The 12,076-nt window shown below is 52.0% G+C and carries 9 protein-coding genes and 1 pseudogene; all 10 read left to right on the plus strand.

Going from position 1 to position 12,076, the window contains the following annotated elements:
* Window positions 1–151: 151 nt before the first annotated feature.
* The 10 genes and pseudogenes from DQG23_RS30755 to DQG23_RS30795 all read left to right on the plus strand — a co-directional run bounded on the left by DQG23_RS30755 (window position 152) and on the right by DQG23_RS30795 (window position 12,046).
* On the plus strand, window positions 152–1,714 hold the full coding sequence (locus DQG23_RS30755) for an MDR family MFS transporter (protein WP_113034866.1): 1,563 nt from the start codon (window positions 152–154) through the stop codon (window positions 1,712–1,714).
* 201 nt (window positions 1,715–1,915) lie between these two features.
* Window positions 1,916–3,667: pseudogene (recQ, locus tag DQG23_RS30760) on the plus strand (DNA helicase RecQ); the annotation flags it as partial.
* A 27-nt stretch (window positions 3,668–3,694) separates the two neighbouring features.
* Window positions 3,695–4,174: a helix-turn-helix domain-containing protein gene (locus DQG23_RS43970; RefSeq protein ID WP_475113648.1), complete on the plus strand. Its 480-nt coding sequence runs from the start codon at window positions 3,695–3,697 to the stop codon at window positions 4,172–4,174.
* 181 nt (window positions 4,175–4,355) lie between these two features.
* Window positions 4,356–5,105, plus strand: a complete 750-nt coding sequence (locus DQG23_RS30765; protein WP_113034867.1) for a TraR/DksA C4-type zinc finger protein — start codon at window positions 4,356–4,358, stop codon at window positions 5,103–5,105.
* 204 nt (window positions 5,106–5,309) lie between these two features.
* Window positions 5,310–6,365 (plus strand): GntR family transcriptional regulator, encoded by a 1,056-nt coding sequence (locus DQG23_RS30770; protein WP_158560780.1) that lies wholly within the window; start codon window positions 5,310–5,312, stop codon window positions 6,363–6,365.
* Between the two features lie 157 nt (window positions 6,366–6,522).
* Entirely contained in the window at window positions 6,523–7,497 is a 975-nt protein-coding gene (locus DQG23_RS30775; RefSeq protein WP_113034869.1) for an ABC transporter permease, read from the plus strand.
* Window positions 7,494–8,354, plus strand: a complete 861-nt coding sequence (locus tag DQG23_RS30780; RefSeq protein ID WP_146762414.1) for a carbohydrate ABC transporter permease — start codon at window positions 7,494–7,496, stop codon at window positions 8,352–8,354. Before DQG23_RS30775 ends, DQG23_RS30780 begins: the two co-directional genes overlap by 4 nt.
* A 47-nt stretch (window positions 8,355–8,401) precedes the next feature.
* The gene (locus DQG23_RS30785) at window positions 8,402–10,000 is read left to right on the plus strand and encodes a type 2 periplasmic-binding domain-containing protein (RefSeq protein WP_113034871.1); all 1,599 of its coding nucleotides are present in this window, start codon (window positions 8,402–8,404) and stop codon (window positions 9,998–10,000) included.
* A 114-nt stretch (window positions 10,001–10,114) separates the two neighbouring features.
* Window positions 10,115–11,119 (plus strand): sialidase family protein, encoded by a 1,005-nt coding sequence (locus tag DQG23_RS30790; RefSeq protein WP_158560781.1) that lies wholly within the window; start codon window positions 10,115–10,117, stop codon window positions 11,117–11,119.
* A gap of 90 nt (window positions 11,120–11,209) precedes the next feature.
* Window positions 11,210–12,046, plus strand: a complete 837-nt coding sequence (locus tag DQG23_RS30795) for an HpcH/HpaI aldolase family protein (protein ID WP_113034873.1) — start codon at window positions 11,210–11,212, stop codon at window positions 12,044–12,046.
* Window positions 12,047–12,076 lie beyond the last annotated feature (30 nt).

Genomic DNA, 12,076 nt, shown 5'->3' on the forward strand with positions numbered 1-12,076 from the left:
GTGCTTGACTGAAATGTGCGAAAGGTTAGCGATGGCGGAGAAAAACGAGGTTTGACTGGCCGCATTGCGACCGAGCACTGCGCGTCGGGCGTCGCGGGTTGTGAACGAAAGAAAGCGAAAGAAGCCTCAATATGATAAGGAGTCAATGTTTATGACGGTACAAAGAAAAAGCAGGTTAGGCTTAGTCATTACCGGGCTGCTGCTCGGCATTTTCGTGGCGGCGATCGATAATACGATCGTAGCTACTGCAATGGGGACAATCGTCTCCGATCTGGGAGGAATGGAGAAATTCGTCTGGGTAACCTCCGCTTACCTCGTCACCGAGATGGCCGCTATGCCGATTTTCGGCAAGCTGTCGGATATGTACGGGCGCAAAAGGTTTTTCATATTGGGCATTGCCTTGTTCTTGCTGGGCTCGATATTATGCGGTACGGCAAACAGCATTGTGGAATTGAGCATTTATCGCGCGATTCAAGGGATCGGCGGCGGCGCACTCGTACCGATCGCGTTCACGGTTATGTTCGACGTTATTCCTCCCGAGAAAAGAGGCGGGATGGGCGGTTTGTTCGGAGCCGTTTTCGGTACGTCGAGCTTGTTCGGACCGCTGCTTGGCGCCTACATTACGGATTATATCGATTGGCGCTGGATTTTCTACATCAACCTGCCGATCGGCTTGATCGCGCTGGGACTGATCGTGTTTTTCTACCATGAATCGATGGAGCATTCGAAGCAAAAAATCGACTGGTGGGGCGCCGCGACGCTTGTCGGGTCTATCATATGTCTGATGTTCGCGCTGGAACTCGGCGGTCAAGAGTATGCGTGGGACTCCACGGTTATTATCGGTTTGTTTGCGGCGGCGGCCGTGCTGATGGCTATTTTCCTGTATGTAGAAACGAAGGCCGAGGAGCCGATCATTTCGTATGCCATGTTCAAGCACCGCTTGTTTGCGGCAAGTACGCTGGCCGGACTTTTCTACGGAGCGGCGTTCATCACATTTGCAATGTACATCCCGATTTACGTGCAAGGCGTAACGGGGGGCTCGGCGACCAACTCGGGGCTGATTTTGCTGCCGATGACGTTAGGCTCGGTCGTAGCGGCGCAAGTCGGCGGATTTTCGGCAACGAAAACGTCGTACCGCAACATCATGATTGTTTCGGCGGTCATCTTTGTGCTCGGAACGTTTCTTCTCGGCACGATTACGCCGGAGACGACCAAGCTTACGCTTACGTTTTACATGATCGCAGCGGGCTTTGGCGTCGGCTTCTCGTTCTCGGTGCTCGGCATGGCGGCGATTCATCATTTCGATATGCGGCAGCGCGGCTCGGCCAACTCCACGATGGCGTTCGTCCGGTCGCTCGGCATGACGGTCGGGCTTACCGTGTTCGGCATTATCCAGCGTAACCTGCTGACAAGCAAAATGAACGACGCTTTCGCCGGAACCGGCGGAGCTCCAGGTGCGGACGGCGGCGCTTTCGGCAATACGCGCGAGCTGCTTTCGCCGGAGAAACGGGCGGCCATTCCGCCGGAGGTCATGGATAAAATCGTCGATTCCCTTTCATCGTCGATATCGACCATGTTTCTGTGGGCGCTTATCCCCGCAGGCTTGGCGCTCGTGACGGTGATGTTCATGGGGAACTCCCGTCTCATTATTCCGGGCAAAGGCCAGAAAGAGAAGGAAGGCAAGCCGCAGCCGGAATGGAGCGGCGGGCATTAGAAATAGAAAATCCGGTCGATTTTGTCGGCCGGATTTTTTGTTGCGGCTCAATAGGTGTGCGGGGACAAAATCATGGCGGTTTTAGCGCAGTCTTAACGGTTTCCGAGGGAACTTCGTCTTCCAATCCGCTGTCATGTTATAATAGGGGAATGAAATTTGGAAAGTCGGAAGGTGAAGCTGTTGCTGCAAGCTGCAAGACAAATGCTGCAAGACGTATACGGGTATCCGAAATTTCGGACCGGACAAGAGAACATGATCGAAACGATATTGAGCGGACGCGATGCGCTCGGGATTATGCCGACCGGCGGGGGAAAATCGATCTGCTATCAGATTCCGGCCCTGCTGCTGCCGGGTACGACGATCGTCATATCGCCGCTTATTTCATTGATGAAGGACCAGGTCGATGCGCTCGCCACGCTGGGCATATCGGCCGCATATATCAATTCGTCGCTAACCGGATCGGAAACGATGCAGCGGCTGAGAAGCGCCGCGAACGGAGAGTACAAGCTGCTGTATGTGGCGCCGGAGCGGCTGGAGACCGACAGCTTCCGCTCGCTGCTCGAAGTTATGCCTGTGCCGCTGCTGGCGATCGACGAGGCGCACTGCGTTTCCCAGTGGGGACATGATTTCCGGACGAGTTATACGGCGATTGCGCCGCTGCTGCGCCAGTTTCCCAAACGGCCGGTCGTAGCCGCCTTTACCGCCACGGCGACCGAAGAGGTAAAGAAGGACATGGTGCGGCTGCTCGAGCTGCGCGATCCGGGCGTTACGATTACGGGGTTCGACCGCGAAAATTTGACGTTATCCGTTCTGCGCGGGGTGAATAAGCGGGACTATGTCGTGCAATATGTACGAGATCATCCGGAGGAAGCGGGAATTATTTATGCCTCGACAAGGAAGGACGTCGACGAACTCAGCGCATTCCTGCAAAAGCAGGGCGTTGCGGCGGGCAAATATCATGCGGGATTGACCGACGACGAGCGGCAGCAATGCCAGGACGGCTTCCTGCGCGACGATATCCGCGTTATGGTGGCGACGAATGCGTTCGGTATGGGGATCGACAAATCGAACGTGCGTTATGTGCTTCATTATAATATGCCGAAAAATATGGAAGCCTATTATCAGGAAGCGGGACGTGCGGGACGTGACGGCGAACCCGGAACATGCGTTCTGCTGTTTAGCCCTCAGGACATCCAAACACAGAAGTTTCTCATCGAGCAGTCGGTTTCCTCGCCTGAACGGAAAACGGCCGATTACAAAAAACTGCAGGCGATGGCCGATTACTGCCATACTCAGCAATGCTTGCGCAGCGCGATTTTACGGTATTTCGGCGAGCTCGATGCGGATAGCCACTGCGGAAACTGCAGCAGCTGCAATGACGACAGCGAGCTGGTGGACGTGACGGTGGAGGCGCAGAAGGTATTTTCGTGCATTAAGCGGATGAGCGAACGGTTCGGAGCCACCCTTGTGAGCCAGGTTCTGAAAGGCTCGCGTAATAAAAGGATCGCGGAGTTTGGCTTTGAGAGGCTGCCGACTTACGGCGTGATGAGTAACTATACGGAGAAAGCGATCTCCGATTTGATTCATTCCTTTGTCGCGGAGGGATATTTGGCGCTTAGCGAAGGCCAGTACCCGGTCGTCAGTCTGCAGCAGCCAGCGGGCGCCGTGCTGAGGGGACAGGCGCAGGTCATGCGCAAGCTGCCGAAACGGAAGCAGGTCGTTTCCGGCGGGGACGAGCTGTTCGACAAGCTTCGGCGGCTTCGCAAGCAATTGGCGGATGCGGAGGGCGTGCCTCCGTATATCATTTTTGCGGACAGCACGTTGCGGGATATGGCGCTTACGATGCCGACGGACGAGCGTTCGATGCTCGAGGTCAAAGGTGTCGGACTTGCGAAGTTCAAACGGTACGGCCAGCCCTTCCTTGAGCTTTTGGTGCAGGAAGCGGGAGAGACGGAGGCGGGCAGCGGGGGCTCCGCTTATGTGGCGGAGGCGGCGCCAGCCGGTGAGCAGGCAGCGCCAAGCGCCGGTGCTGGCGCAAGCGGGTTTGCCGCACCGGAGAGCGGCCGGCGGGAGCCGCAGCGAAGTTTAGGCGCTTCGTTTGCGGAGCGTCCGACCGCCAGAAGCTCGGCTTCGCCTTCGCCGTTGGCGGACAAGCAAGCCAGTCATCTTGTTTCCTGGCAAATGTTCGCGGAGGGCCTTTCTCCGGAGGATGTAGCCAAGGAACGCGGAATGGGGCTGATTACCGTCCAGGATCATATTATCCGCTGCGCGCTCGAAGGCTGTGAAGTCGATTGGAGCGAGCTGATTCCGGCTAACCAGGAGCCGATTATTTTGGAGGCGGTCGAACGGATCGGGGCGGACAAGCTGCGGCCGATTAAAGATGCCCTCCCGCCGGAAATCGATTATTTTGCGATCAAGGCCGTAATCGCCAAGCAGCGAATTGCAGCAGGGGATAATTGACGAATCACGTTATCCGCACCGGGTGCAGCTTTCGCACCGACGCGTTGATTTGCTGCATCGGCGTCGGCCGAACGCACCCGATGCTGTAGTTTTGTTCTTTGCATATGGTTGAATGGCGTACACGCAGGATGCGAATGCTAACACCTGAACCCTCGAAACGCGGAAGAGAGGAGCAGGCACTATGAGCCATTTGACGAAAGAACAATTGACTAAGCTTCGCGGGCGTCTTGAGCGCGAGAAGACGGAGATCGAACGGCGCCTCAATCAAAATGAAAACTACGGTCTCAGCGAATCGATGCGCGAACAGATTTCGGAGCTGTCCGCTTACGACAATCATCCTGCCGATATCGGCACGGAAATGTTCGAGCGCGGTAAAGATATTGCCCTGAACGAACGGTCGGAATTCAGGCTGGAGGATATCGACCTTGCGCTTCAGCATATGGATGCCGGTACATACGGTCATTGCGACGTATGCGGCAAGGCGATTCCGATCGAGCGCCTTGAGGCGCTCCCGATGACGGTTACATGCGTCGACCATGCCAAGGAGCGCGACAAGTCTTTTCGCCGGCCGGTCGAGGAGCAGTTCCTGAACCCCCCGTTTGGCCGCACAAGCCTGGACGAGAAGGAAGGGCAGAACGGCTTCGACGGCGAAGACGCTTGGCAGATCGTCTCGAGCTGGGGAACCTCGAATTCTCCGGCAATGGCCGAGAATCGTCAAATCGACGGCTACGATGATATCGGCATCGAGGAAGACGAAGCCGACGGTTATGTCGAACCGATCGAAAACTTCGTAGCAACCGATATGTACGGCAAACATGTGATGGTTGTCCGCAATGAGACGTATCGGCGGTATATGGAAGACGGGGAAGGCGAAGCGCTGCTGGAAGAGGATGATTACGGTGACGGCAGTGAAGGCGACGGTTTGAGATAGTCACGTACGAGAAATCCCGGGATGAGTGGTTCCGGGATTTTTCGTGCGTTTATCTTTATTAAATGAACTGTACCGTACACTTGAAATGAAAGTCGAAAGTGATTGTTGACACTGGAATAATAGGCATGGTACATTTGGTGTACGGTACAGTTATGCTATTTATTTAAACTGTACCGTACAGAAGTCAAACAGAGGTGATTGCTTGTGAAAGAGGGTTCCGCCAACGCCAACAAGGCTAAACATTTGCATGAATTGTTGAAGCGCGAACTGGAAAGCAATAAATATGCGAAAGGCGATAAACTGCCCTCCGTAAGGGATCTCTCCGCCGCGTACAATGTGAATAAGAGTACAGTGGTCAACGTACTGGCTACGCTAGCCAATGAAGGACTCATTATTACTGAAGCGGGGAAAGGTTCATTTGTGCAGGAAATGAAAGAGGAACAGAAGCAAATAGCCGTTTTATTTTTCGATACCGTATCGCCGTTTAGAGTCGAAACCGAGATTCTCGCACAAATCCAGAAAAATATCCGCAGCGGATATTTTCTCTCTCTGCATGACACGGCTCAAAACTACAAAGTATTCGAACGGAAAATTGAATCCTTGATCGAGAGCGGAGTCAAAGGAATCATCGCAATCCCTCCCAAATTTTACACCCCTAAGTCAAGCGATGCCGAATATTTGAACCGCCTGCTCGGCGATACCGTACCTTTGGTCTTTATTATTCGTAAAATTGAAGGCGTTCACGCCGATTTCTTCTCGATGGATTTAGACAAAGGCATTCAGAAAGCGGTTACTTACCTAGCTTCCATAGACAAAAAGAAGATTTGCCTGATCAAACATGACAGCCAGAAATTTGTCGACGAAGAGCTTCAAGGATTGGAGGCGGCTTGCCGCAAGCATAATATCGATGTGAATCCCGATTATATTCTGGAGTACGACGACAATGTCGAGACGATCAGCAGCAAGCTGATGTCTATTCTCCCAAAAGTGGATGCAATCATAGGGCCGGACCATACCTTGTGTTCGCTGCAGGGAGTTATTCGGAACAGCCGTAAGCATATTCCGTCGGAGTTGTCTATCGTCGGCATCAACGATGTCGTCTCGCATTATTTTTCGCCGCCGCTTACATCCGTCCGATTCCCTGTGGAGAAAATCGGAGTAAACGCTATACACACCATGATAGACAGACTGGAACGAGGAGGGGCTGCGGATAAGATCGAGAAAAACTTCATACCGGACCTGGTCATTCGGGAAACCTAGGGCGTGTCTGAGAACTCCAAGGGGAGCGGATTTAGCCGAATTTTCGTTCCTCCATCGCCCTAATCTCTTGAAGGAGGTGAGCAAGCAGAGCGCTTAGCATCGGCAGACTACACTTGCCGTAATAGCATGCATTACTTTTCCAGGAGAGGAGTCGTCTATGTCGTTTTCGCCGGGAAAGGAGCCGTCTTTGCACTTATCTGCCGGCGGGACAGCTTTCGGAAGGGGAAAAACCGCTAAGGAGATATGGAAAAATAGACATTACTATATTCTTCTGCTCCCTGCTTTGTTATTCTTTATCCTTTTCCACTATGTCCCTATGGCAGGCATCATACTGGCGTTTAAAGATTTTTCTTACGCAAAAGGCATCTTTGGCAGCGAATGGGTCGGGCTCGAGCATTTCAATCGCCTATTCGGCAGTAATTCTTTCTATGAAGTTCTGGCAAATACGCTGATCATCAGTTTTTACCGTCTCGCCTTCGTTTTTGTAGCGCCGATTATTTTCGCCATGCTGCTCAACGAGCTGCGAAATGTCAAATTCAAGCGAACGGTGCAAACGATCTCGTACTTGCCGCATTTTATTTCCTGGGTGGTGCTGGGGGGCATCGTTATGGAGCTGCTCTCGCCGACAAGGGGAATCGTCAATTATTTCATCCAGTTATTCGGCTTCGAACCCATCTATTTTCTGTCCAGCAGCGAGCACTTCCGCAGCGTGCTGATCGTCTCGGATATTTGGCAGTCCGTCGGCTGGGGGAGCATCATTTATTTGGCCGCAATTGCCGGCATCAATCCGGATCAGTACGAATCGGCTTCAATCGACGGCGCGACAAGATGGCAGATGGCAGTCAAGATTACGATCCCCTCCATATTGCCGACAATCGTCATTCTGTTTATTTTTCAGCTTGGCGGGATCATGCATGCCGGCTTCGACCAAATATTTAATCTGTACAATCCATCGGTGTACAAAGTAGCGGATATTATCGATACATACGTATACCGGATCGGACTGGTCAACCTCGAGTACGATTATACGACTGCCGTCGGTTTGTTCAAAAATGTCGTGGGCTTCATACTCGTCATTTTGGCCAATATCGTCACCGGTCGGATCAGAGAGGGGGAGTACAGACTGTGGTGAAGCGAAAATGGAGCGTGTTCGACGGCTTGAATTACATCTTCATGATCTTTGCGGCAATGGTATTCTTTTATCCTTTTTGGCAGACGCTCGTATTATCGTTTTCGGGTTCCGGATATGCGACCAGCGTCGGGTTGAAGTTCATCCCGCTCGAGTTTTCGCTAGAATCCTATAAAACGGTGTTTTCGACGCACAGCATTTATGTGGGCTACGGAAATACGCTGTTCCGTACGGTTGTCGGAACGGCGCTGACGATTGCGGTCACTTATTGTGCAGCGTATACGCTTTCCAGAAGAAGCCTTCCTTTTAAAAGAAGCATCACTTTTTTCATTGTGGTTACGATGTTTTTCTCCGGCGGACTTGTCCCCACCTTTCTGGTGATGAAAAGCTACGGTCTTGTCGGCACAAAGCTGGCGCTCATTCTGCCGATGCTTACATCCGCATGGAACCTGATCATTACAAGAAATTTCATCGCCTCGATCAGCCACGAAATCGAAGAAGCGGCATTGGTCGACGGCGCGCATCCGTTGAAAATCGTATTTTGGGTTATGTTTCCGATTTCACTGCCGATCATCGCCGCGCTGACAATCTGGACCGCGGTCTCCCATTGGAACGCATGGTTCGACGCGATGATTTATACGAGCAAGGAGAAGGATATTGTCCTGCAGCTCGTCTTGCGGCGCCTTCTGATCGATACGCAATCCGAACAGAGCATCCTGCAGTCTACACTTGCTTCCACGACTAGCGAAACGATCAAATCTGCGACGATCATCGTCGCTATCGCCCCTATTCTTTGCGTGTATCCGTTTCTCCAAAAATATTTTACGAAAGGCATTATGGTGGGCTCGGTTAAAGGTTAAATTTTCGGAATCTTCTTGAAATTTGAACTTCGGGAGGTCTATTTGTCATGTCTTTGAAAACGCATACGTTTAAGAAAAAGCATGTCCGCGGATCCGTTTTTGCACTCGCTTGTTTGCTTTTGCTATCGGCATGCGGCGGGGAGAGCGGCGGCACTTCGCCTGAACCGTCAAGCCCTTCCGCTTCTAGTGAAAAAAAGGAACCGTTGAAGATTTCCATTATCGCCTATCCTGCCAACGGTCTGATGCCCCTCGACGGAACCAAAACGCAAAAGATGCTTGAGGAACGGTTTCATGTCAAGTTCGAGGTGCTCCCCGTCGACGGTTCTCAGCCTGAAAAGTTCAACCTGTACTGGGCGCAGGGCGGAAAGGCAGACGTCATTATGGCGTTTGGCGGAAACTATACCGCTCTGATCGATCAAGGGATGTTCAGAGAAATCAGCACGGAGCAATTGTACAAGAAAATGCCGGTATGGATGCAGAAGGTCGAAAGTCTTGTCGGCGATCCGGCGCTGGTTAAGAAGTTAATGCTATACAAAGACAAACAATACGCCATTCCGTTCACGCACGGCCCGCTAATGGAAAGCGGCATTATGATCGCCCGTAAAGACTGGATGAATAAAGTCGGTATTTCGAAACAGCCGGAAAGTTTGGCGGAGTTCGAAGCTTTGCTCAAGGCGTTTACGGAGAACGATCCGGACGGCAACAACAAGAAAGACACTTACGGAATTCATGGCGGCCAGCGTTATAACTTCAACTACGTATGGGGCGCTTTCGGGTTAATGCCAAATACCTTTACGCAGCGTGACGGCAAGATCGCCTACACGAGCGTTTTGCCGCAATACAAAGAAGCGCTGAAGCTGCTTCAGAAATGGTATAAGGCAGGTTATATCGACCCGGAATTCGTCACGGACGACCGCACGCAGCAGCGCAACAAGTGGAGCGAGGGCAAATTCGGCATTTTGGCGGACAATGGGTTCTGGATGGATTCCGCCAGAGGCGAGAATGGCGTCTTGAAAATGCTTGAAATGAAAAACAGCGCTGCACAATTCCAGTTCATGTCTCCATTCCAAGGACCTGACGGCTCCAAAGGTTCGTTTGTCGATTTCCCTTCGATTACAGGGGACGGGGCCATTTATTTCGGTAAGGGCGCATCGGACGAAATTGTCGCCAAGATGATGGAGATCAAGGAAGCGCTCGCCTCCGACTGGGGGCTGTACAAGGAAGCCTATTTCGGTACGGAGGGTACGGATTACACAATCGACGCGAATGGCAAGCTGAAAATTTCTCCGGATCTGAACAGCGAGAAAATCAACAAAGCCGGTATTGCTCAAACATTCGGCCTCATGCCGATCACGATGGATTGGATGAAGAATACGATGAACGAGCGGGACGAGATTGTTCATCGCCAAGGGCTGGAACAGCCGAAAGTGTTCAACGGCATGGATTTTGCGGTCAGTCAAGTTAATAAAGCGCAAGAGAAGAAAGGGGCGGACGTTCTCAAGATTGTCGACGAATATTACATCAATGCCATTACCGGCAAAGCGGATATCGACGGGACATGGGATAAGTATGTGGAAAATGCAAACAAAGCGGGGCTAAGCGATATTCTCGCGGAATTCCAAACGTTATACAAGGATAACAAATAGTTCGCGAAACGCAAGAAGTCTGAAATCCTGAGAACTTAAAATCTAAATATGCGCTCAAAAAACGCTATGATTAGCTTAGTGCCTTTGAGCGTAGAGAAGGGAATGGATATAACCATGAAACGAACAATAGTCATCGATAACGTATGCGGATGGCCGAATTTGACCCGAATGCCGGACGGCTCCTTGATCAGCGTTGTGTTTAACCACCCAAGCCATGGGGAAGCGGAAGCGGAAGTAGATTGCTATAGAAGCGACGACGAAGGCGCAACTTGGCGTTATCATGGGACTCCTGCGCAACACGACCCGACGTGCAACCGAATGAACGCCGCTTGCGGTATCGCGGTTAACGGCGATTTCCTCGTCCTGGTCGGCGGCTGGGACCGCCGGCCGGCCAAGGGCGAGGCTGTCCCGCCTTACGAAGAGTGCAACAGACTGCCCGCTGTCGTTTGTCGCTCTGCGGATAACGGCCGGACCTTCAAGGTGTCGCCGTTTCACTATACGGTGCCGGGGGACGACCATGTGCTGGTTCCTTATGGCGATATTTTCAGAATCGGAGGCAGTACGTTAGCTTGCGCTTGTTATACAGTAACAAAGGATATGGAGTACACCCGCTCATACGTTATTTTCAGCGACGACGACGGGTTCACGTGGACACGGCACGGATTGATATCCGGCAATAATCATCACGAGACTGCGCTATGGTTTCATGACAAGGAACACGGCATCGCCATATGCAGAGAAAACGCCTGCGATCGCCTGGATCAGTTCACAACTGAGGACGGCGGGCAAACTTGGCAGTTCGATCAGCAGATCACATGCCCCGGAATTCTTCCTGCGCATGTCATGAAGCTCGATAACGGTCAACTGCTTATGACTTGCGGCGTACGCATTCAAGGACTTTGGGGCATTGGCGTTAGCTGCAGTAAGGACGGCGGGAAAAACTGGAGCAGACTTAGAGCAATATGCAATTTCGGGGAATTGAAAGACGGGGGTTACCCGACTAGCGTTCAATTGGATAATGGGGAGATCGTAACTCACTACTACGCTAGCGGCATACCTTTCCATGAGCGGTACTTTGTCGGGCAAGTCAAATGGAATTTTGGCGAAGTTTTTGAATGAATGCAGCTGCATTACGGTTAGAAACCGGAACCCGCGCAGTTTCGTGCCGGTTCCGGATGTACGCATAGAATAAATCGGGTAGGTGCCAACGTGGAGAAAGCAAACAAATATTTAAAGAAAAGCGTCATTCTGAAGAAACTACGCAACAATCAGCTTGTGAATTGCCTGAAGTTGAACGTATCCAACCAAGCGGCGTTCGAGATCGCCGCGATGTCCGGCATTGACAGCACATGGGTATGCAGAGAGCATACGGCAAGCGACTGGGAGATTATCGAAAGGCAAAGCGTAGTAGCCAAGCTTTACGATTGCGATCTGATCGTCAGAATTGAAAAGGGAAGCTATAGCGATTACATTAAACCGTTTGAGCTGGATGCGACCGGCATCATGATCCCTCATGTCAGGTCCGGCAAGGAAGCCGAGGAAATCGTAAGAAATACCCGCTTTTTCCCTTTGGGACAAAGAGCCTGGGACGGCGGCAATGCCGACGGCAAATATTGCGCGATCGGCACGGATGAATATATGGCGTACTCCAATACGGAGAAAGTGGTCATCGTGCAAATCGAAAATCCGGAAGGCGTAGCGGCAATTGAAGAAATCTGCGCCGTAGACGGGATCGACATTATTTTTTTCGGCCCAGCCGACTTGTCGCAGTATTACGGCATTCCGGGTCAAATCAATCATCCCAAAATCGTGGAAGCCCGACAAAAGGTAGCCGAGTGTGCCATTCGAAACGGAAAGTTTCCGGGAACGGTAACAACGCCGGACATTCTCGAAGCGGTCATCGCCGAGGGCTATCGCTTCCTGAATATCGGCGCGGACGTCCATGCGCTGCGCGATACCTATGCGGCTGCCATTAATCGGTTCGCAGCCATTTCAGGAAATGCGGCATCCGTTTCGTTAGCCTCCTCCTCTTATGTGAAAGAGTAAGAGCGGACAGCGGCAACACGAGATTCGGGA

The sequence above is a fragment of the Paenibacillus contaminans genome (assembly GCF_003285015.1).
Taxonomy (GTDB): domain Bacteria; phylum Bacillota; class Bacilli; order Paenibacillales; family NBRC-103111; genus Paenibacillus_V; species Paenibacillus_V contaminans.